The organism is Roseibium suaedae (assembly GCF_900142725.1).
In the GTDB taxonomy this organism is placed as follows: Bacteria; Pseudomonadota; Alphaproteobacteria; order Rhizobiales; family Stappiaceae; genus Roseibium; species Roseibium suaedae.
Map to the genome: position 1 here is coordinate 56,735 of NZ_FRBW01000007.1, position 20,343 is coordinate 77,077.

Annotated in this window: 19 protein-coding genes and 2 tRNA genes; 16 read left to right on the forward strand and 5 right to left on the reverse strand. The window is 60.5% G+C overall.

The features are described 5' to 3' along the window. Window positions 1–66 precede the first annotated feature (66 nt). Window positions 67–2,172, forward strand: a complete 2,106-nt coding sequence (locus tag BUA94_RS21590) for an elongation factor G (RefSeq protein WP_084082182.1) — start codon at window positions 67–69, stop codon at window positions 2,170–2,172. 57 nt (window positions 2,173–2,229) lie between these two features. Here BUA94_RS21590 and sseA read toward each other — a convergent pair whose 3' ends face one another. From sseA to BUA94_RS21610, 4 genes are all read right to left on the reverse strand, one after another. Then, window positions 2,230–3,069 carry a 3-mercaptopyruvate sulfurtransferase gene (sseA, locus tag BUA94_RS21595; protein ID WP_073015453.1) on the reverse strand — a complete coding sequence of 280 codons (840 nt, stop codon included), beginning with the start codon at window positions 3,067–3,069 and terminating at the stop codon, window positions 2,230–2,232. Between the two features lie 45 nt (window positions 3,070–3,114). Next, window positions 3,115–3,828 (reverse strand): alanyl-tRNA editing protein, encoded by a 714-nt coding sequence (locus tag BUA94_RS21600; protein ID WP_073015454.1) that lies wholly within the window; start codon window positions 3,826–3,828, stop codon window positions 3,115–3,117. A gap of 126 nt (window positions 3,829–3,954) precedes the next feature. After that, window positions 3,955–4,608 (reverse strand): LysE family translocator, encoded by a 654-nt coding sequence (locus BUA94_RS21605; protein WP_073015455.1) that lies wholly within the window; start codon window positions 4,606–4,608, stop codon window positions 3,955–3,957. Between the two features lie 15 nt (window positions 4,609–4,623). Further along, the gene (locus BUA94_RS21610) at window positions 4,624–4,962 is read right to left on the reverse strand and encodes a hypothetical protein (protein ID WP_073015456.1); all 339 of its coding nucleotides are present in this window, start codon (window positions 4,960–4,962) and stop codon (window positions 4,624–4,626) included. Window positions 4,963–5,106: 144 nt separating this feature from the next. Here BUA94_RS21610 and BUA94_RS21615 point away from each other — a divergent pair, with 144 nt between their 5' ends. Next, window positions 5,107–6,888 carry an SLC13 family permease gene (locus tag BUA94_RS21615; protein ID WP_073015457.1) on the forward strand — a complete coding sequence of 594 codons (1,782 nt, stop codon included), beginning with the start codon at window positions 5,107–5,109 and terminating at the stop codon, window positions 6,886–6,888. A gap of 76 nt (window positions 6,889–6,964) precedes the next feature. Here the strand turns inward: BUA94_RS21615 and BUA94_RS21620 are convergent, their stop codons facing one another. After that, window positions 6,965–8,653, reverse strand: a complete 1,689-nt coding sequence (locus BUA94_RS21620) for a methyl-accepting chemotaxis protein (protein ID WP_073015458.1) — start codon at window positions 8,651–8,653, stop codon at window positions 6,965–6,967. A 553-nt stretch (window positions 8,654–9,206) separates the two neighbouring features. On the opposite strand from BUA94_RS21620, the gene BUA94_RS21625 reads away from it, so the two are divergent. The 14 genes from BUA94_RS21625 (at window position 9,207) to nuoK (ending at window position 20,338) form a co-directional block, all read left to right on the forward strand. Then, window positions 9,207–9,283 (forward strand) — tRNA-Asp (locus BUA94_RS21625). A gap of 49 nt (window positions 9,284–9,332) precedes the next feature. Beyond that, window positions 9,333–9,409 (forward strand) — tRNA-Asp (locus BUA94_RS21630). Between the two features lie 510 nt (window positions 9,410–9,919). Further along, window positions 9,920–10,285: an NADH-quinone oxidoreductase subunit A gene (locus tag BUA94_RS21635; RefSeq protein WP_073015459.1), complete on the forward strand. Its 366-nt coding sequence runs from the start codon at window positions 9,920–9,922 to the stop codon at window positions 10,283–10,285. Further along, complete coding sequence (locus BUA94_RS21640; RefSeq protein ID WP_073015460.1) at window positions 10,276–10,857, forward strand: NuoB/complex I 20 kDa subunit family protein; 582 nt, start codon at window positions 10,276–10,278, stop codon at window positions 10,855–10,857. Before BUA94_RS21635 ends, BUA94_RS21640 begins: the two co-directional genes overlap by 10 nt. Window positions 10,858–10,927: 70 nt before the next feature. Further along, window positions 10,928–11,533, forward strand: a complete 606-nt coding sequence (locus BUA94_RS21645) for an NADH-quinone oxidoreductase subunit C (RefSeq protein WP_073015461.1) — start codon at window positions 10,928–10,930, stop codon at window positions 11,531–11,533. 11 nt (window positions 11,534–11,544) lie between these two features. Further along, the gene (locus BUA94_RS21650) at window positions 11,545–12,729 is read left to right on the forward strand and encodes an NADH-quinone oxidoreductase subunit D (protein WP_073015462.1); all 1,185 of its coding nucleotides are present in this window, start codon (window positions 11,545–11,547) and stop codon (window positions 12,727–12,729) included. An 81-nt stretch (window positions 12,730–12,810) separates the two neighbouring features. Beyond that, complete coding sequence (locus BUA94_RS21655) at window positions 12,811–14,004, forward strand: NADH-quinone oxidoreductase subunit E (RefSeq protein WP_073015463.1); 1,194 nt, start codon at window positions 12,811–12,813, stop codon at window positions 14,002–14,004. Between the two features lie 9 nt (window positions 14,005–14,013). Then, a complete protein-coding gene (gene nuoF, locus BUA94_RS21660; protein ID WP_073015464.1) occupies window positions 14,014–15,312 on the forward strand; it encodes an NADH-quinone oxidoreductase subunit NuoF in 1,299 nt (432 codons plus the stop codon). A 28-nt stretch (window positions 15,313–15,340) separates the two neighbouring features. Continuing rightward, a complete protein-coding gene (nuoG, locus tag BUA94_RS21665) occupies window positions 15,341–17,410 on the forward strand; it encodes an NADH-quinone oxidoreductase subunit NuoG (RefSeq protein ID WP_073015465.1) in 2,070 nt (689 codons plus the stop codon). Window positions 17,411–17,425: 15 nt separating this feature from the next. Continuing rightward, on the forward strand, window positions 17,426–18,475 hold the full coding sequence (gene nuoH / locus BUA94_RS21670; RefSeq protein ID WP_073015466.1) for an NADH-quinone oxidoreductase subunit NuoH: 1,050 nt from the start codon (window positions 17,426–17,428) through the stop codon (window positions 18,473–18,475). Between the two features lie 2 nt (window positions 18,476–18,477). Further along, on the forward strand, window positions 18,478–18,714 hold the full coding sequence (locus BUA94_RS21675) for an NADH dehydrogenase (RefSeq protein WP_073015467.1): 237 nt from the start codon (window positions 18,478–18,480) through the stop codon (window positions 18,712–18,714). 23 nt (window positions 18,715–18,737) lie between these two features. Next, a complete protein-coding gene (nuoI, locus tag BUA94_RS21680; protein WP_073015468.1) occupies window positions 18,738–19,226 on the forward strand; it encodes an NADH-quinone oxidoreductase subunit NuoI in 489 nt (162 codons plus the stop codon). 91 nt (window positions 19,227–19,317) lie between these two features. Continuing rightward, complete coding sequence (locus tag BUA94_RS21685) at window positions 19,318–19,932, forward strand: NADH-quinone oxidoreductase subunit J (protein WP_073015469.1); 615 nt, start codon at window positions 19,318–19,320, stop codon at window positions 19,930–19,932. A 97-nt stretch (window positions 19,933–20,029) separates the two neighbouring features. Beyond that, window positions 20,030–20,338 carry an NADH-quinone oxidoreductase subunit NuoK gene (gene nuoK / locus BUA94_RS21690; RefSeq protein WP_073015470.1) on the forward strand — a complete coding sequence of 103 codons (309 nt, stop codon included), beginning with the start codon at window positions 20,030–20,032 and terminating at the stop codon, window positions 20,336–20,338. Window positions 20,339–20,343 lie beyond the last annotated feature (5 nt).

Here is a 20,343-nt window from a genome sequence, read left to right on the forward strand (position 1 = left end):
GATCTGGCTGCGCCTGAACGGGTCTGGCCGGGTGCCGCGCTGGTGATAACCAACGGGAGGCCCAGCATGCCCGACAAGACATTCCAGGAGACAATTCCCTCAGGCAGAGAGACCGGCGAAGGCGGCCGGACCCGGAACACGGCGGGAGCCCATGGCCCGCGGTGCATCGCCCTGACCGGCCCCTTCGGCAGCGGCAAGACCACGCTTCTCGAGGCGATCCTCGCCCGGACGGGTGCCATTGCCCGCCAGGGCACGGTTTCGGCGGGAAACATGACCGGAGATGCTTCCGCAGAAGCCCGCGCTCACGGCATGAGTGTTGAGGCAAACTTCGCCGAGGTCACCTATCTCGGAGACACTTTCTCTTTCATCGACTGCCCCGGTTCCATCGAGTTTCTTGCAGAAATGGAAGGGGTTCTGCCCGGTGTGGATATGGCCATCGTGGTGGCTGAGGACGACGAGCGCAAGCTGCCCGCCTTGCAGCTGATCCTCAAGGCGCTGGAGGCCCAGGGCATTCCGCGCATGCTGTTTCTGAACAAGATCGACCGGGAGGCGCGGGGCGTCCGCGTGGTGCTTGATACCTTGCAGGCGGCGTCCTCGGTGCCGCTGGTCCTGCGGCAATTGCCGATCTGGGAGGACGGCCGTGCGGTCGGCTTCATCGATCTGGCGCTGGAGCGGGCCCATGTCTATCACGAGCGCGAGGAAAGCACGCGGATCGACATGAGCGACCAGGACCGGGTGCGGGAACTGGAAGCCCGCTACACCATGCTGGAGACGCTTGCCGACCATGATGATGATCTGATGGAGGCTCTGCTTGAAGACATCGCCCCTGATCCCGCCCAGGTCTTCGGCGATCTGGTGCGCGAGATGCAGGAGGGCCTGATCTGCCCGGTGTTCTTCGGGTCTGGCGAGCATGGCAACGGGGTTGGACGGATGTTGAAGGCCCTCAGGCATGAAGCGCCGGGTGTCACGCAGACGCGCAAGCGCCTCGGCATGCACGCCCAAGGTCCGGCTCTGGAGGTGTTGAAGACCCTGCATACGCCGCATGGCGGCAAGCTGTCCGTGGCACGGGTGCTAAGTGGAACGGTGTCCGACGGCGACGTGGTGACGGATCCGCGCGGCGGCGAGAACCGGGTCTCCGGGGTCTTTTCGCTCCTTGGCCAGCAGGCGTCAAAACGGGGAGTTGCCAGCGAGGGTGAACTGGTCGGTCTCGGCCGTCTCGATACGGTGATGACGGGCGACATCCTGTCCGACAAGGCGGTGCCGTCCTCCGGTGCCCGCAGCTATCCCTATCCGGTTCTGGCGCTCAGCCTGAGGGCAGGGCGGCGGCAGGATGATGTGCGTCTGTCGGCGGCGCTTGCCAAACTGACCGAGGAAGACCCGTCCCTGATCGCCCGCCAGTCCCAGGACAGCGGTGAGACGATCCTGGAGGGGCAGGGCGAAATGCACCTGCGCGTGGCACAGGAGAAGCTGACCGGCAAGTTCGGGCTTGTGATCGAGACGGGGACACCGGCCATTCCCTATGCGGAGACCATTCGCAGCGGAACGGACATCAGGGCCAGGCACAAGAAACAGTCCGGCGGTCATGGCCAGTTTGGCGATGTGGCGCTGGAAATCCGACCCCAGGAAAGAGGCGCGGGAGCAGCCTTCTCCGACCGGATCACCGGCGGCGTGGTGCCGAAGCAATATATCCCCTCTGTCCGGGAAGGCGTGCTTGAAGCCTTGCAGAAAGGCCCGCTTGGCTTTCAGGTGGTGGATGTGGCGGTCTGCCTGACCGACGGGTCCTATCATTCGGTCGACAGTTCCGATCAGGCTTTCCGCATGGCGGCGATCCAGGGGATGCGCGAGGGGCTGGAGGCCTGCAAGCCTGTTCTGCTGGAGCCGGTGCTGAAGGTGACGATCCAGTGCCCGGCCGATGTGACAGCCAAGGTCAATGCGATTGTTTCCGCTCGGCGTGGGCAGCTGCTCGGTTTTGATGCGCGGGATGGATGGGCGGGCTGGGATGAGGTTCAGGCCTTGATCCCGCAGGCTGAAACCTCTGACCTGATCATTGAACTTCGCTCGGCAAGTGCCGGTGTTGCCAGCTATTTTGCCGCGTTTGACCATATGGCTGAAGTCAATGGCAAGGCGGCAGATCAGGTGCTGAGCCGGACAGGCAGCCAGGCGGCTGCCTGATCCTTTCTGATAATTCTCCGGCGCAGGTCAGGACCCGCGCCGGAGATGTCCCAAAGCCTAGCCAGTGACGACGTCCGTGTCTTCCCGTGCGCCCCATTCGCTCCAGGATCCGTCATAGACGCTGACATCGCGTGCGCCGATGATGTTGAGACCCATGGCGAGAATGGAGGCGGTGACGCCGGAGCCGCAGGTGGTCGTGACCGGCTTGTCGAGATCAACACCTGCATTCCTGAAGGCGGCTTCCAACTCCTCCTTCGGGCGGAAAGTGCCGTCTTCCGCGACCAGCAGGTTGAAGGGAAGGTTCAAGGCCGTAGGCATATGACCGGAGCGCAATCCAGCCCGGGGCTCGGGAGCTGTGCCATTGAAACGGGCGGCTGAGCGGGCATCGAGAAGCTGGCGTGAACCGCTGGCGATGATCTTCTGCACTTCCGCCAGATCGGCCACGGCGGAATGGTCCAGCCGGGCGCTGAAATGGCTTTCGCGCACCAGAGGGCTGGTGTTTTCGATCTGACGGTTCTCGGCTTTCCACTTCGGCATGCCGCCATCCAGCACATACACCCGTTCTGCGCCCATGGTGCGCAGGGTCCACCAGACGCGCGGAGCGGAATAGAAACCGTAATCGTCATAGACGACGAGGGTCTGGCCATCGCCGATCCCCATCTTGCGCATGGCAGAGGAGAACTGATGCGCGGGCGGCAACATGTGAGGCAGGCTGGTGGTCTTGTCGCAGATCTCGTTCACATCGAAGAAGACAGCGCCGGGAATGTGCTCGTTCGGATAGAAGGGCTTTGCGCCCGGATCCGTGACAGGAGGCATCCAGGCATTGATCACACGCACATCCGGAGCGCTCAGATGATCTGCAAGCCAGCTTGTGCTGACAAGGGGGCTCTCGCTCATTTCAGGTGTCCTCCCGGGACATGTGTTTGATAGGAATGTCAGGCCTCAACTGGCAAAGCGGATGCGGATCCGCCGGTTCAGCTTGCCCTTGTTTTCGATCTTGGTCACTTCGACGGGACCGATTTCCGAGGTGCGGGCCACATGGGTGCCGCCGCAGGGCTGGAGGTCGAAGTCCTCGCCGATTCGCACCAGGCGGATCTGGCCGGAGCCGCGAGGCGGGCTGACGCTCATGGACTTGACCAGATCCGGATTGGCATCAAGCTCGGCATCGGTGATCCATTCGGTCGAGGTTTCCATGTCCGCATCGATGGCGGTCTGGATTGCAGCCTGAACGGCGTCCCGCTCGGGCGGCTCGGGAATGTTGAGATCGATGCGGCTTTCCTCGGCTCCGATCTGGCAGCCGGTGATCTTGGTTTTCAGAACCGCGCAGATGATGTGAAGGGCCGTGTGCATGCGCATGAGCTTGTGTCGGCGCTCCCAGTCCAGCTCCGGGGCAAGGGCAGAGCCGACAGGCGGCAATTCCTGGCCTTCTTGCGGAACATGGATCACCGTGGTGCGGTCTTCGGCAAAAACCGTGTCGGCAATGGTCACTGCGGTGCCGTCCGCCATGACCAGCCGGCCCGTGTCGCCGGGCTGGCCGCCGCTGGCGGCATAGAAGACCGTGCGGTCGAGAATGATCCCGCCCTGATCCGTAATCTCCAGAACGCGAGCCTCGCAGGTCTTCACATAGGCGTTTTCGCGAAACAGGGGATCGGTCATGTCTTGCTCCGTTCAGGTCACTCTGCGGGTGGCAAGTTGATCAATGATCACCAGAAGATGCAAGGGCAGATCCGGCCGCAAGCTGCGGCCGGTTGTCATCAGAGGCGGAGGGGACGCGTTAGCGTCTCAGTTGCTGCTCGCCTGCGCGGTCAGAAGCCGGAGGGCAAAGCCGCCCATGATGGAGGCAAAGATCCAGTCAAAGGCCCGCATGGCCTTGGGCGAGGACTTGATCAGTCTCTGGAAGGCACTGGCGCTCATGACCAGGGCGATGCCAGCAGGAATGCTGAGGGCGACGAAGTAAAGGCCGAGGAACAGCAGCTTGCCCGTCGCATGGGGGTCGGTGACCGTGATGAACTGCGGCAGGAAAGTCACGAAGAACAGCACGATCTTCGGATTGAGCAGATTGGTCGCGATCGCTTGGGTGAAGGTTCCGAACAGGGAACCGCGGCGGCCGGAAGAGGCATCCAGATTGAGGGCCGAACCATGGCGGATCGCCTGGAAGCCGAGCCAGATCAGATAGGCGGCACCGCAGATTTTCAGGACCAGAAAGCCGGTCTGGGAGGCGGCCAGAAGCGCTGAAATGCCGACAGCGGCCAGAATGGAGTGCACGACGCAACCCGTCAGCGCACCTGCAACCGCGGCAAAGCCTGCCGCACGGCCCTGGGACAAGGTCTTGGACAGAAACAGTGTCATGTCCGGCCCCGGCGTGATGATGAGCACGACGGCAGCTGCGGAAAAGGCAAGGATTACCGACAGGTCGGGAATGAAGGCAGTATCCACGGAGTGGCTTCCTAATCAGTTGTGTTCAAGCCAGCAGGTCGTGACCATGCCCGATTTTGGCTGGACCACAACATCTACGGATTTCTTGTTACCTGCCCAGAGCTTGCCATCATAGATCCCCATCTCCCAAGACTGGTTTTTCTTGTTTGGCTGGGTCGTGACCTTGAAGAGCAGAACACCGGGCTTGTCGCTCATTTTACATTCAATCTTCGTTGGAATCTCTTTTTTCTTTTTGATTTCTTTTATTACGCTGGAGAACTTGCTCTTCCTTTGCCAGTCATACTTCTCGGCAGTGGCGGAGGAGGGCAAAATGGCAAGTGCAAGGCTTGCCGCCAGAATGAGACGAAATGGCATTGGGCAACGTAACTCCCTAATTTGACGCGTGAAATTCGCGATGCCTAATCCTATTCAGCCGATGGTTTTCAATCAACGGGTTGTGGAACTTTCCCTCGCTCCACCCGTTCTGTTCTCTGCTACTCAAAATCCGGCGGGTGACCCATGTTTGCTGAGTTCCTGGAGGCCCATCAGGCCCTGTTTGCATTGCTGATTCTGGCCGTGATGTTCGCCGCATTCCTCAGTGAACGACTGGCACCGGAGATCGTTGCCGCAGCTGCCGCTGCCGTCTGTCTGGGTCTCGGTTTCCTGTCCCAGGACGAGGCTCTTGCCGCCTTTTCCAATCCGGCGCCCATCACCATCGCTGCCATGTTCATCCTGTCCGGAGCCCTGGTGCGCACCGGGGTGCTGGATGCCCTGGCGGATCTGGTGGTCTCCCGCGCCCAGGAACGGCCGATCCTGTCCATCAGCGCCTTTGTTCTGATTTCGATGCTGGCCTCGGCCGTCGTCAACAACACGCCGGTGGTGCTGGTGCTGATTCCCGTGGTCATCAAGCTTGCCAAGGCGATTGGTGTTGCGCCCACCCGCTTGCTCATTCCGCTTTCCTATACCGCGATCCTCGGCGGCACCTTGAGCCTGCTGGGTACATCAACGAACCTTTTGGTCGATGGTGTTGCCCGCCAGCAGGGACTGGAGCCTTTCGGCATCTTTGAAATCACGCCCTATGGCATCATCACCGCCCTGAGCGGCCTGGCGACCATGCTGCTTCTCGGCAAGTTTTTGTTGCCGCACCGGGAAGACGCTGCGCAGGATCTGCTCCTTGGAGAGACGGAGTTCCTGACCGAAGTTGCCCTGATCAGCGAAGAGCTGGATGGGAAGACGATTGCTGATCTGGCCGAGCTGAACCGGCCGGGCATCGTCGTCACCGGTGTCCGGCGAGGTACCGAGGTGACAAGGTCGGATCTTGATGCCTTCGAGCTCAAAAAGGGGGACGTCCTGATCGTGCGTGCTCCAACCTCCGAAGTCCTGACGCTGAACAGTCTCAAGGACTTCCGGGTCGGTCTCCGCTCCGCGCAAAAGAAGGGCGAGGACCACATCGTGGTCGAGGCAGTGGTAGCACCGCGCCGGACCACCCAGGGCATTCCGATCTCGTCCCTGTCCCTTGGCCGCAGATTCGGCATCCGGATTCTGGGCGCGCACCGTCACAATCACATTCCGGGGCCGGAGCTTGGAGCTGTGCGGCTGAAGGCAGCAGACAAGCTGCTGATCGAGGGGCCTGCTGCCGGTTTTGAGGAACTGTCGGCCGAAACGGAACTGGTTTCGGTCTCACACCCCACCGGACGCGCCTACCGTCGCAGCAAGGCGCCGATTGCGCTCCTGGCGCTGGCCGGTGTCGTCATCCTGTCTGCAATGGGGTTCATGTCCATTGGCAGCCTTGCGTTGATCGCGGTCGCCTTGCTCCTGCTCCTGCGCTGCATTGACCCGGATGAGGCCTGGGATTCGCTGAACGGTTCAGTTCTGGTGCTGATCTTCTCCATGCTGATGGTCGGAAAGGCGCTGGAGAACACCGGGGCGGTTGAAATGATCGTTTCGGCCTTGACGCCGCTGATGAGTGCCGTTCCCGGTTTTGCGGCGCTTCTGCTGATCTATCTCGCCGCCTCCGTCATGACCGAGATGGTGACCAACAATGCGGTTGCCGTGGTGCTGACGCCGGTTGTCATCGGTCTTGCCGAACCGCTGGGCATTGACGCCAGGGCGATTGTCATGACCGTCATGTTCGGTGCCAGTGCGAGCTTTGCGACGCCGATCGGCTATCAGACCAACACGCTGGTCTATGGCGCGGCAAATTATCAGTTCTCGGACTTTCTGAAGATCGGGGTGCCGATGAACCTGATTGTCGGCCTGGTCACGACGACTGCGATCTGGTTCAGCTTCCACGGCCTGTGAGGCGAAGTGTTCGCCCAGTCATAAAATAACGCCGGCAGATCGCTCCGCCGGCGTTTTTTCTTGTCTTCAGGACCGGTCAGGCGGCTGCGACGTCGCGCAGGAAGGCCTCGATCTTGTTGCGCAAATTGTCGGTGCTTTCGGCGGTCCGGTTGGTGCTTGCCAGCACATCGTCGGCGGTCTGCGCCGTCATGGTCGCGCCGTTTGCGACCGTGTGCATGTTGACCGTTGCCAGGTGGGTACCTTGCGCGGCTTCCTGGACGTTCGAGGAGATCTCCCGGGTGGCGAGACCCTGTTCACCCACGGCATCGGCGATAGCGGTGGTATAGCCGCTGACTTGTTCCATGATCTTGGTGATGTCCTCGATCACGGCGACGGTTTCGCGGGTCGATCCCTGGATGGCATGGATCTGGGATGAGATTTCCTCGGTCGCCTTGGAGGTCTGGTTGGCCAGTTCCTTTACCTCGGCGGCCACAACCGCGAACCCACGGCCTGCTTCACCTGCCCGGGCCGCCTCGATGGTGGCGTTGAGGGCGAGAAGATTCGTCTGCTCGGCAATGGCCTGGATCAGGCTGACGACTTCGCCGATCTTCTGGGCCGCCGCGTCAAGGCTTGCGACCTTGGCGTTGGACAGGGCGGCGCTTTCACTTGCCTGGCCGACGATCGCGCTGCTCTGGTCCACCTGCCGGTTGATCTCGCTGATCGAAGCCGACAGTTCTTCTGCGGCGGAAGCAACGGTCTGGACATTGGCGGTCGCCTGTTCAGAGGCCGCTGCCGCGCTGCCGGAGCTTTCTTCGGTTTCGGTAGCGATGTTGCGCAGGGCAATCGCGGATTCGTTCAGCTTGCCGGTGTTGTCGCTGACCGAGCCAAGGGCCATGCGGACTTCTTCCTGGAAGACGCTGATGAGCTTGTTGACTTCCTTTTGGCGGCGCAGTTCCCGCAGACGGTCTTCTTCTGTCTGCTGCTCCAGCTGCTGACGGGTCAGACCATTTTCGCGGAAGACTTCGACGGCCTGGCTCATCTTGCCGATTTCATCGTTGCGGTCGACGCCTTCAATCGCAACCGAGAAATTGCCCTGGGCGATTTCCAGCATGCGGGTGGAGAGGGTGCGCAGCGGATTGGCGATAGAGCGGGCAATGAGGATGCTGAGACCGACGCAGATCGCAATCAGAAGGCCCATCAGGCCTGCGCTGGTGGTCGCCGTCTTCCAGTAAGCCGCGTTGATGTCGTCCATCAGAACGCCGGAGCCCAGAACCCAGCCCCAGGGCTTGAATTCCATGACATAGCTGATTTTGGGCAGAACCACGCCTTCCGGGTTCTTCCAGGCGTAAGAGACATAGGCCGAGCCGTTGGCCTTGGCCTGCTCGATGAATTCGCGGATGTGGTACTTGCCGTTGCCATCCTGCGAGCCAATGATGTTCTTGCCTTCGTTGTCGGGCTTTGCCGGGTGAACAAGGCTGGTGCCGTCACCATCATAAACAAAGACGTAGTCCTTGCCGCCATTATAGAGCATGCCGCGCAGAGAGCGTTTGGCAGCTGTCTGTGCATCGGCTTCGCTCATTTCACCCTTGGCGACGAGGGCCTGATAATTCCCTGCAATATTTGTGGCGGCCTGGACGAGGCTGCGCAGTTCGGCGCGCTTGAATGCGTCCAGATTGTTCCCCAGCGCATAGAGCTGGAAGCCGAGAGTAATCGCGAAGCAGACGGAAAACAGTGCGACAAGCGCATAAAGCTTTCCGCTGACGGTCTTGGGAGAACTGAAACTCATTTTTTGCTGATCCGGAATTGGGAGGAGGAAGATCGCAAAAACGAAATACGAGAAATAGTTTAATGGAATCCCATCGCTTTCGGGTGTGATGCGTATTTTTTTCGTTTTCTTGCGTAAGGTGAAAGTATTGGTACAAATATCAATATATAACTCTTGCGGGTATTTTTGCTCCGCTTCACCTTTTGATCTATGGTTCGAGGGTATTGCTGTGCGGCTGCCGCTCTGGAGGGAGGGGCGATGCGGCGCCTGGATGCGGGCGGGGGCAAGATGCCAGGCTCTCTTCAGGTGCAAGGGGCGGGAAAATGAACGCTGAATATGCCGGGGGCGGCAAATCAGTTTCCGGAGATGCGAATCCGCATCAGGGATTCGTCTCAAGCCATTTTGCTGGCTTGATTTTATCCACAAGTGAGTGCCGGTGAGAATTGCCTTGTTCCTGTGGGTTTTTGCGGGTTTTGGAAAAACCTTCAGGCATCGCTTTGCGGGCGCTTGACTTCCTCCGCCTGCCGCCGTACATCAGCGCCACTTCGCGGCGACAACACGTCGTCAGCGCGGAGCGGGTGTAGCTCAGTTGGTTAGAGTGCCGGCCTGTCACGCCGGAGGTCGCGGGTTCGAGCCCCGTCACTCGCGCCACTTCTCATGGACTTCGGTCAGGGGAAGGGCGCCTATATACCGTTAAGTTGCGGGTGTAGCTCAGTTGGTTAGAGTGCCGGCCTGTCACGCCGGAGGTCGCGGGTTCGAGCCCCGTCACTCGCGCCACTTAACGAAGCCGGGAAACCGGGCCGCCTGGGTGCGGAAAATCTCCAAGACTTTTTGAATATACGTGACGCCAGCATCTGCTTGGCGTCTTCATGCGTTTCGGCCAGGTGTTGCCGGAAGGCTCAATGGCTGGCGGGATGGCTTCCGGGGTTTTGCTGGAAAACCTGTCTGAGGCGAATCCTTCTTTAGCCTGCGTGCGCTACGGGTTGCAAAAGCTGCGGCTCTTTAAAAACTCCCTTCATCAAAACAAAAGTTATGCACCGGCCGGGAACGTAAGGAATTGTGCGGTTCGTGGCTCGAAAAGGGCAATTTCGGCCAACAATGGCAATTGTTTGACGATTGGAAGGTCTTGCGTTGCACCATGGGGTGAGCTAAGCGTGCCTTCGCATGCTGGTCCGCCTCGGACTGGCAGGTCTTGCGTTATGTGCGACTGTACAGTTGCGTTAGGGCAGGGCCTCGAAGGCAGGATCCTCTCCCGGTCCGCCCTCCACATGCAAGGACGCGAAAGACATGGAAGAACTCTTGCGGGAATACATCCCGATCGTCGTGTTCATCGGCATTGCGCTGGTGATCGGCCTGGCGCTTTTGATTTCTCCTTTCCTCCTGGCTTACAAGAACCCAGATCCGGAGAAGCTGTCCGCTTATGAGTGCGGCTTCAACGCATTCGATGACGCGCGCATGAAGTTCGATGTCCGGTTCTATCTGGTTTCGATCCTGTTCATCATCTTCGACCTGGAAGTGGCTTTCCTCTTCCCGTGGGCGGTGAAGTTCGGTGATCTCGGATGGTACGGCTTCTGGTCCATGATGGTCTTCCTCGGCGTCCTCACCATCGGCTTCATCTACGAATGGAAAAAGGGAGCGCTGGAATGGGATTGACCAGCACAACCGGCCCGCTCATCGCTGAGCGCCCGAAGGGCATCATCGACCCGAATACCGGCAAGCCGGTTGGTTCGAATGATCCGTTCTTCATGGAAGTCAATGACGAGCTGGCCGACAAGGGCTTCCTCGTCACCTCGACCGACAATCTGATCCAGTGGGCCCGTACCGGCTCGCTGATGTGGATGACCTTCGGTCTGGCCTGCTGCGCCGTGGAAATGATGCAGCTCTCCATGCCCCATTACGATGTCGAGCGTTTCGGCTTCGCACCGCGCGCGTCACCGCGTCAGTCGGATGTGATGATCGTCGCCGGCACGCTGACCAACAAGATGGCGCCCGCGCTCCGCAAGGTCTATGACCAGATGCCGGAACCGCGTTACGTTATCTCCATGGGCTCCTGTGCCAATGGTGGCGGCTACTACCACTATTCCTATTCGGTGGTTCGTGGCTGTGACCGGGTTGTTCCGGTCGACATCTATGTGCCGGGCTGTCCCCCGACGGCAGAGGCGCTGCTCTACGGCGTGCTGATGCTGCAGAAGAAAATCCGGCGCACGGGTACGATCGAGCGCTGAGACCGACTGAATTGACTAAGGGGTGGAACGCGCCGCCCCTTCGAGGCTCCAACGGAGTGAGGCAAAGAACATGGACGAGACGCTGAAGGAACTCGCAGAGCACATCCAGCTTGCTCTGGGCGAGTCCCTGCTGTCCTGGACCGTCGAATATGGCGAGCTGACGCTTGTAGCGGATGCGGGCCAGATTCTCGATGTGGTGCGGTTCCTGCGCGACAACAGCTCCTGCAAGTTCGTCAATCTGACGGACGTGTGCGGAGTTGACTGGCCGGCGCGGGAAAAGCGTTTCGACGTTGTCTATCACTTCCTGTCCCCGGTTCAGAACCACCGCATCCGCGTGAAGGTTGCCACCGATGAGGAAACGCCTGTTCCCTCCATCACCGGTCTCTTCCCGGGCGCTGAATGGTTCGAACGCGAAGCCTATGACATGTACGGCATTCTCTTTTCCGGTCACCCGGATCTGCGCCGTCTGCTCACCGACTATGGTTTCGACGGCTATCCGCTGCGCAAGGACTTCCCCGTGACCGGTTACGTGGAAGTGCGCTATGACGACGAGAAGAAGCGCGTCGTCTATGAGCCGGTTCGCCTGAACCAGGAATTCCGCAATTTCGATTTTCTCTCGCCATGGGAAGGCACGGACTACGTGCTGCCGGGCGATGAGAAAGCAACCACGAATTAAGGCTTTCCCCGATGGCCGAAAATCAGGTTCGCAATTTCAACATCAACTTCGGTCCCCAGCACCCGGCGGCCCACGGCGTTCTGCGTCTTGTGCTTGAGCTGGACGGGGAAGTGGTGACGCGCGTCGATCCGCATATCGGCCTGCTGCATCGTGGTACCGAAAAGCTGATCGAGCAGAAGACCTATCTGCAGGCAGTTCCCTATTTCGACCGCCTCGACTACGTGGCGCCGATGAACCAGGAACATGCGTTTGCGCTGGCGGTGGAAAAGATGCTCGGCGTCACCGTTCCGATGCGCGGTCAGCTGATCCGCGTTCTCTATTCGGAAATCGGCCGTCTCCTGTCGCATCTTCTGAACGTGACCACGCAGGCCATGGACGTTGGCGCCCTGACGCCGCCGCTGTGGGGTTTCGAGCCGCGCGAAGAGCTCATGATTTTCTACGAGCGCGCCTGTGGTGCCCGCATGCACTCCGCTTACGTTCGTCCGGGTGGTGTTCACCAGGACCTGCCGCGCGATCTGCTCGACGATATCTGGGACTTCTGTGATCCGTTCCTGCAGCGTCTGGACGACATCGAAGGCCTTTTGACCGACAACCGCATCTTCAAGCAGCGTAACGTCGATATCGGCGTCGTTGACCTCGACGATGCCTGGGCCTGGGGCTTCTCCGGCGTGATGGTCCGCGGTTCCGGCGCTGCCTGGGACCTGCGCAAGTCGCAGCCTTATGAATGCTACGCGGATCTGGAATTCGACATTCCGATCGGCAAGAACGGCGACTGCTATGACCGCTACCTCATCCGTATGGAAGAGATGCGCCAGTCTGTCCGCATCATGAAGCAGTGCCTTGAGCGTCTGACCACGGAAACCGGTCCGATTTCCTCCACCGACGGCAAGATCGTTCCTCCCAAGCGCGGCGAAATGAAGCGGTCGATGGAAGCCCTGATCCACCACTTCAAGCTCTATACCGAAGGCTATCACGTCCCGGCCGGCGAAGTTTACGCCGCCGTGGAAGCGCCCAAGGGAGAGTTTGGTGTCTATCTCGTGGCTGACGGCACCAACAAGCCGTATCGCTGCAAGATCAAGGCTCCGGGCTTTGCCCACCTGTCGGCCATGGACTTCGTAGGCCGCGGCCACCAGCTCGCCGATATTTCGGCGGTTCTGGGCTCGATGGATATCGTGTTTGGCGAGGTCGACCGCTAACGGTCGGCTTTCGCGCTTTTTTCTCGACCCTGGCAGCCGGCCAACCGGCTCCGGTCAAGCTGATGAAACGGGGATAACACCATGGCGGTTCGCAGACTTGCCGCGGAACAACCTGAAAGCTTCGCCTTCAACGAGGTCAATCTCGCTTGGGCGAATAAGGTGATCGACCGGTATCCGGCGGGCCGACAGGCCTCTGCCGTCATTCCGCTGTTGTGGCGCGCCCAGGAACAGAACGAAGGCTGGGTCTGTGAGCCGGCAATCCGCTACATCGCGGACATGCTCTCCATGCCGCATATCCGCGTTCTGGAAGTCGCGACCTTCTACACGATGTTCCAGCTTCAGCCGGTCGGCAAGAAGGCTCACATCCAGGTTTGCGGTACCACGCCATGCCAGCTGCGCGGCTCCGAAGATCTGATCAAGATCTGCAAGAGCCGTATTGCCAAGCACATGCACGAGATTTCCGAAGACGGAAACTTCTCCTGGGAAGAGGTCGAGTGCCTCGGCGCCTGCGTGAACGCTCCGATGGTCCAGATCTTCAAGGATACCTATGAAGACCTGACAACGGACACGTTCAACAAGCTTCTGGACGATATCTCCGCTGGCAAGGAAGTAACGCCTGGTCCGCAGAACGGCCGCCGCTTCGCGATGGCTTCCGGCGGTCTCACCAGCCTGACCGAAATCAACGATGACACCAAGGGCGAGTTGCCGGTGCCGCATGTGGTCGATGGCAATGCCAAGGCATCTGTCGCGTTCACCGGCGCTGCGATCAACGCAGGTGGCAAGGACTATGACGGTGTTCCGACCCCGGCAGAAGATGCTGTGGCCAAGGTGAAGGCTGCCTATGCTGCCAAGCAGGCCGCAGACAGCGTCGCCGACACCGCAAAGAAGGTCGAAAAGGCCGCCGAGAAGCCTGCGGAACCGGCTCCGGTCTCCAAGGCCAAGCCGGAAAGCGCTGACGCGCCGTCTGCCGAAGAGAAGGAACCCGTTCTTCTCACCGCAGCGCGCGACGGCAAGCCGGACGATCTGAAGAAGCTGAAGGGCGTTGGTCCGAAGCTTGAGGAAACCCTCAATGATCTCGGCTTCTATCACTTCGATCAGGTTGCGGCCTGGACCCCGGCGGAAATCGCCTGGGTGGACAGCCGCCTGAAGTTCAAGGGCCGGATCGAGCGCGACGGCTGGATCGAACAGGCGAAGATTCTGGCTGCCGGTGGCGAGACGGAATTCTCCAAGCGCGTCGAAAAGGGCGATGTGCCCTCCAGCAAGAACGAAGGGTAGGGGGAAGAGATGCTGAAAGATCAGGATCGGATCTTCACCAATATCTACGGTCTTCATGACTGGGGTCTTGAAGGCGCGAAGAAGCGTGGCCAGTGGGATAACACCAAGGGTCTCATCGACAAGGGCCGCGATTGGATCATCGACGAGATGAAAGCCTCCGGTCTGCGTGGCCGTGGCGGTGCAGGCTTCCCGACCGGCCTCAAGTGGTCGTTCATGCCGAAGGCTTCCGATGGCCGTCCGTGCTACCTCGTCGTCAACGCCGACGAATCCGAGCCGGGCACCTGCAAGGACCGTGAAATCCTGCGCCACGACCCGCACACGCTGGTCGAAGGCTGTCTGGTTGCCGGTTATGCCATGGGCGCCATTGCCGCTTACATCTATGTGCGCGGCGAGTTTATCCGCGAACGTGAGCGTCTGCAGGCAGCCATCGATCAGGCCTATGATGCTGGCCTGATCGGCAAGAACAACAAGAACGGCTACGATTTCGATATCTACGTTCACCACGGTGGCGGCGCCTATATCTGCGGCGAAGAAACCGCACTGCTTGAAAGCCTTGAAGGCAAGAAGGGCCAGCCGCGCCTGAAGCCGCCGTTCCCGGCGAACGTCGGCCTCTATGGCTGCCCAACCACGGTGAACAACGTTGAATCGATTGCGGTCGCTCCGACCATCCTGCGCCGCGGCGCCTCCTGGTTCTCCGGGCTCGGCACGCCGAACAACGCAGGCACCAAGCTCTTCTGCGTGTCCGGCCATGTGAACCAGCCGTCCACCTTCGAGGAAGAGCTGGGCATTCCGTTCTCCGAAATGATCGAAAAGCACTGCGGTGGCATCCGTGGCGGCTGGGACAACCTCCTGGCAGTCATTCCGGGCGGATCCTCGGTGCCCTGCCTCACGGCAGAGCAGATCAAGGACACGGCAATGGATTTCGACACGCTGCGCGGTCTGGGCTCCGGCCTCGGCACGGCAGCCGTGATCGTGATGGACAAGTCGACCGACATCATCAAGGCGATTGCCCGCCTCAGCTACTTCTACAAGCACGAGAGCTGCGGCCAGTGCACGCCGTGCCGTGAAGGCACCGGCTGGATGTGGCGCGTCATGGAACGCATGGTGAAGGGCGAATCCTCCTACGAGGAAATCGACATGCTGTTCAACGTGACCAAGCAGGTCGAAGGCCACACCATCTGCGCACTCGGCGATGCTGCGGCCTGGCCGATCCAGGGGTTGATCAAGAACTTCCGGCCGGTCATCGAACAGCGCATCGACGATTACGTCGCCAAGGCCAAGCGGCCGGCGATGGTCGCGGCAGAGTAACGCGGAAACGGGATTTGGAGAGCAGGCGATGACAAAGCTGATCATCGACGGCAAGGAAGTGGATGTCCCGGCGGACTACACGCTGCTTCAGGCATGCGAGGAAGCCGGCGCCGAAGTTCCGCGCTTTTGTTACCACGACCGGCTGTCTATCGCCGGCAACTGCCGCATGTGCCTTGTGGAAGTGAAGGGCGGACCGCCCAAGCCGACCGCATCTTGCGCCATGGGTGTCCGTGACCTGCGTCCGGGCCCGAACGGCGAGCCGCCGGTGGTTCTGACCAAGAGCCCGATGGTCAAGAAGGCCCGCGAAGGGGTGATGGAGTTCCTCCTCATCAACCACCCGCTGGATTGCCCGATCTGCGACCAGGGCGGTGAGTGTGACCTTCAGGACCAGGCCATGGCCTATGGCGTAGATAGTTCCCGTTACGGCGAGAACAAGCGCGCCGTGGAGAACAAGCACCTGGGACCGCTGGTCAAGACCATCATGACCCGCTGCATTCACTGCACCCGCTGCGTCCGTTTCACCACGGAAGTCTGCGGTGTCGCCGACATGGGCCTGATCGGCCGCGGCGAAGATGCAGAGATCACCACCTATCTGGAGAAGGCGCTGTCTTCCGAAATGCAGGGCAACGTCGTTGACCTGTGCCCGGTTGGCGCCCTGACCTCCAAGCCTTACGCCTTCCATGCCCGTCCGTGGGAACTGGTGAAGACCGAAAGCATCGACGTGATGGATGCGCTCGGCTCTGCCATCCGCGTCGACACCCGCGGCAAGGAAGTCATGCGCATCATGCCGCGTCTGAACGATGCGGTGAACGAGGAATGGATTTCCGACAAGACCCGGTGCATCTGGGACGGTCTGAAGACCCAGCGCCTCGATCGTCCTTACGCAAAGAAGGATGGCAAGCTGCAGCCGGTGAGCTGGGCAGAAGCCTTCCAGATCATTGCGGACAAGGTGAAGGCCACGGCTCCGGAAAAGATCGGCGCACTCGCCGGTCAGCTCTCCGGGGTTGAGGAAATGTTCGCGCTCAAGAGCCTGATGGACAGCCTCGGTGTTAAGAACATCGACAGCCGCTTCCCGGGATCTGCGCTGCATCCGAAGCATGGCCGCGCCAGCTACCTGTTCAACTCGACCGTTCAGGGCATTGATGAGGCAGACGCCATTCTGCTCATCGGAACTAACCCCCGTCTTGAAAGCCCGGTCCTCAATGCGCGTCTGCGCAAGCGCTGGACCCGCGGCGACATCAAGATCGGCCTGATCGGCCAGAACGCCGACCTGACCTACCCGGTGACCTATCTGGGCGCAGGCCCGGAAAGCGTCCAGAGCCTCATTGGCGATGCCTCCATTCTGGCAGGTGCCAAGAAGCCGATGATCATCATCGGTCAGAGCGCTCTGAACCGCATGGATGCCGCTGCAGTCCTGTCTGCCGCTGCCGCTGTCGCCAAGGCGCACGGCGTCATTCAGGACGGCTGGAACGGCTTCAACATTCTTCACACGGAAGCAGCCCAGGTTGGCGCGCTCGACATCGGTTTCGTGCCGGGCGAGGGCGGTCTCTCCACGGGTCAGATCCTGGCGGAAAACAGCCTGGAGGTCCTGTTCCTCCTCGGCGTCGACGAAGTCGAAATTCCGGCCGGTGCTTTCGTGATCTATCAGGGCACCCATGGTGACCGTGGCGCACACCGCGCCGACGTGATCCTGCCGGGCGCTGCCTATACGGAAAAGTCCGCCATCTACGTGAACACGGAAGGCCGTGTGCAGCTGGGTGACCGGGCTGGCTTCCCTCCGGGCGACGCCCGCGAGGACTGGGCCATCCTGCGGGCTCTGTCGGCCGCTCTGGGCAAGACCCTCGGCTTCGACACTCTTTCCGGTCTGCGCGGCGCGCTGTTTGCAGCTCACCCGCATCTGGCCGAGATCGACGGCATCGCCGCCGGAGACATTGCAGACATCGCCAAGCTGGCGGACTTGGGCGGCAAGCCGAATTCGGCTGCCTTCCACAATGTGATCAGCGATTTCTATCTGACCAACCCGATCGCGCGTGCGTCGGCCGTGATGGCGGAATGTTCCGCCCTGGCCAAGTCCCGCGCGGCGGAAGCAGCGGAATAAGGGCAGGGGACAGATATGTGGGATTTCATGACGGCCTACGGCTTTCCGCTCCTCTGGATGGTGTTCCAGAGCGTGCTGCTGCTCGTCTGCCTTCTGGTGATCGTTGCCTACGTGCTCTACGCCGACCGTAAGATCTGGGCTGCCGTCCAGATCCGCCGCGGCCCGAACGTGGTTGGCCCCTGGGGCCTGCTGCAGAGCTTTGCCGACCTTCTGAAGTTCGTTCTTAAAGAGCCGGTCATTCCGTCCGGCTCCAACAAGACGCTCTTCCTGCTGGCTCCGCTGGTCTCCGTGATGCTTGCCCTGTCCGCTTGGGCGGTCATTCCGGTGGCTTCCGGCTGGGTGATTGCCGACATCAACGTCGGCGTGCTGTTCGTCTTCGCTGTGTCTTCGCTCGAAGTCTACGGCATCATCATGGGCGGCTGGGCATCCAACTCCAAGTATCCGTTCCTGTCGGCTCTGCGCTCCGCAGCTCAGATGGTCTCCTATGAAGTCTCCATCGGCTTCGTGATCGTGACCGTTCTGCTGTGCGCCGGTTCGCTGAACCTGACCGCCATCGTGGAATCCCAGCAGACCGGTCTTGCGACCATGCTGGGCGTGCCGTGGCTGTCGATCCTGAACTGGTACTGGCTGCCGCTGTTCCCGATGTTCGTGGTGTTCTTCATTTCCGCCCTGGCGGAAACGAACCGCCCGCCGTTCGACCTTGCGGAAGCTGAATCCGAACTGGTTGCGGGTTTCATGGTGGAATACGGCTCCACTCCATACATGATGTTCATGCTCGGTGAGTATGTTGCCATCTGTCTGATGTGCGCGCTCATGACGATCTTCTTCATGGGTGGATGGCTGCCGCCGTTCGACTTCGCGCCCTTCACCTGGGTGCCGGGCATCGTCTGGTTCATCCTGAAGTGTCTGCTTGGCTTCTTCATGTTCGCGATGGTCAAGGCGATGGTCCCGCGCTACCGCTATGACCAGCTGATGCGCCTGGGCTGGAAAGTTTTCCTGCCGCTGTCGCTGGCAATGGTCGTGATCGTGGCCGCCGTGCTGATGATCATGGGCTGGGCGCCGTAACGATGAGTGTCTCGATCGCCGGACTGGTCGGGGCAGCCCTGGGTGGATACCTCGGCTGGCTCGACTGGAAGATCCTGAAAGGGGTGCTTCAGGCGGTCGAGGAAAAGAACAGACGCGCAGGCGGCGACGGTGGCCTTGTGGCCCGGTACGGCGCTCTGCTGCGTGGACTGGTTTTCGTAATTCCGATCATCGGGTTTCCCGTGATCGGGTATCTGGCCGGCAGTCAGCTGGCCGGTTGAGGGATAAGGAAGGCAACAAGGCGATGGGACTCGATCAGGCCGCCAAATCGCTGTTCTTGAAGGAGTTCGTCTCGGCGTTCTTCCTGGCCATGCGCTACTTCTTCAGGCCGAAGCCGACGATCAACTACCCGTTCGAAAAGGGGCAGGTGAGCCCGCGGTTCCGCGGAGAACACGCACTGCGCCGCTATCCGAACGGGGAAGAACGCTGCATCGCGTGCAAGCTGTGCGAGGCCATCTGCCCTGCACAGGCGATCACCATCGAAGCTGGCCCGCGCCGCAACGATGGCACGCGCCGCACCACCCGTTACGACATCGACATGGTGAAGTGCATCTACTGCGGTTTCTGTCAGGAAGCCTGCCCGGTGGACGCCATTGTCGAAGGGCCGAACTTCGAGTTCGCCACCGAGACCCGTGAAGAGCTGTACTACTCGAAAGAGAAGCTGCTCGCGAACGGCGACCGTTGGGAGCGTGAAATCGCCCGCAACATTGAAATGGATGCTCCTTACCGCTAGGAGCTTGACGCAACTTTTCTAGGGCTTCCGGCAATTCGGCCAGGGGTCCTGATCCCGGCCGGAAACGGCCAGACGACAGGCAGGTCTACCCATGATCCTGAACGCGCTTTTCTTCTATCTGTTTGCCGGGGTGACCGTGGCATCGGCCTTCATGGTCATCGCCTCGCGCAACCCGGTCCATTCGGTGCTGTTTCTGATCCTCGCGTTCTGTAACTCCGCCGGGCTCTTTGTCATGCTCGGTGCCGAATATCTGGCCATGCTGCTGGTCGTCGTCTACGTCGGCGCGGTCGCGGTGCTCTTCCTCTTCGTAGTGATGATGCTCGACGTCGATTTCGTCGAGCTGCGTCAGGGCTTCCTGCAGTATCTGCCGATCGGCGCTCTGGTCGGCATCATCCTGCTGGTCGAGCTGCTCATGGGCCTCGGCGCCTGGGTCATCGCACCGGATGTTCTGAACCACGGCGCGGAGCCAATGCCGGCCTTGACCGAGATGTCCAACATCGAGGCCATCGGCAACGTGCTCTACACGAAGTACATCTTCTTCTTCCAGGTGGCTGGCCTGGTTCTGCTGGTGGCCATGATCGGTGCCATCGTGCTGACCCTGCGCCACAAGGAATTTGTCAAGCGGCAGAGCATTGCCGCACAGGTTGCCCGCAACCCCTCGACCTCTATCGAGGTCCGCAAGGTGGAATCGGGCAAGGGTATCTGAGCGGTCCATCGCTCAAAGTCATGAAGTCCGGGCAATGGCGGTTACTCCGCGCCGTTGCCGGGTGAGGTTAAACGAGGGGGAGCACGGCGAGGCGCCCATGGAAATCGGTCTGTCGCACTATCTGTCGGTCGCGGCCATTCTGTTCACGATCGGGATCTTCGGGATCTTTCTGAACAGGAAAAACGTGATTGTCATCCTGATGTCGGTGGAGCTGCTGCTCCTTGCCGTCAACATCAACTTCGTCGCCTTCTCTTCATTCCTCGGCGATCTCATGGGCCAGATCTTCACGATGCTGGTTCTGACCGTGGCTGCGGCTGAAGCGGCTATCGGCCTCGCGATCCTGGTGGTCTTCCACCGAAACCGCGGCTCCATTGCCGTGGAAGACATCAACATGATGAAAGGCTAGGGGCG

Bases quoted from the DNA above. Each gene is read 5' to 3' on its own strand.
- BUA94_RS21635 (WP_073015459.1), top strand. From the start codon at position 9,920: ATGGAAGAACTCTTGCGGGAATACATCCCGATCGTCGTGTTCATCGGC.
- BUA94_RS21685 (WP_073015469.1), top strand. From the start codon at position 19,318: ATGATCCTGAACGCGCTTTTCTTCTATCTGTTTGCCGGGGTGACCGTG.
- BUA94_RS21620 (WP_073015458.1), bottom strand. From the start codon at position 8,653: ATGAGTTTCAGTTCTCCCAAGACCGTCAGCGGAAAGCTTTATGCGCTT.
- BUA94_RS21645 (WP_073015461.1), top strand. From the start codon at position 10,928: ATGGACGAGACGCTGAAGGAACTCGCAGAGCACATCCAGCTTGCTCTG.
- BUA94_RS21615 (WP_073015457.1), top strand. From the start codon at position 5,107: ATGTTTGCTGAGTTCCTGGAGGCCCATCAGGCCCTGTTTGCATTGCTG.
- nuoG (WP_073015465.1), top strand. From the start codon at position 15,341: ATGACAAAGCTGATCATCGACGGCAAGGAAGTGGATGTCCCGGCGGAC.
- nuoK (WP_073015470.1), top strand. From the start codon at position 20,030: ATGGAAATCGGTCTGTCGCACTATCTGTCGGTCGCGGCCATTCTGTTC.
- nuoF (WP_073015464.1), top strand. From the start codon at position 14,014: ATGCTGAAAGATCAGGATCGGATCTTCACCAATATCTACGGTCTTCAT.
- nuoI (WP_073015468.1), top strand. From the start codon at position 18,738: ATGGGACTCGATCAGGCCGCCAAATCGCTGTTCTTGAAGGAGTTCGTC.
- BUA94_RS21650 (WP_073015462.1), top strand. From the start codon at position 11,545: ATGGCCGAAAATCAGGTTCGCAATTTCAACATCAACTTCGGTCCCCAG.
- BUA94_RS21675 (WP_073015467.1), top strand. From the start codon at position 18,478: ATGAGTGTCTCGATCGCCGGACTGGTCGGGGCAGCCCTGGGTGGATAC.
- BUA94_RS21640 (WP_073015460.1), top strand. From the start codon at position 10,276: ATGGGATTGACCAGCACAACCGGCCCGCTCATCGCTGAGCGCCCGAAG.
- BUA94_RS21610 (WP_073015456.1), bottom strand. From the start codon at position 4,962: ATGCCATTTCGTCTCATTCTGGCGGCAAGCCTTGCACTTGCCATTTTG.
- sseA (WP_073015453.1), bottom strand. From the start codon at position 3,069: ATGAGCGAGAGCCCCCTTGTCAGCACAAGCTGGCTTGCAGATCATCTG.
- BUA94_RS21655 (WP_073015463.1), top strand. From the start codon at position 12,811: ATGGCGGTTCGCAGACTTGCCGCGGAACAACCTGAAAGCTTCGCCTTC.
- BUA94_RS21590 (WP_084082182.1), top strand. From the start codon at position 67: ATGCCCGACAAGACATTCCAGGAGACAATTCCCTCAGGCAGAGAGACC.
- BUA94_RS21600 (WP_073015454.1), bottom strand. From the start codon at position 3,828: ATGACCGATCCCCTGTTTCGCGAAAACGCCTATGTGAAGACCTGCGAG.
- nuoH (WP_073015466.1), top strand. From the start codon at position 17,426: ATGTGGGATTTCATGACGGCCTACGGCTTTCCGCTCCTCTGGATGGTG.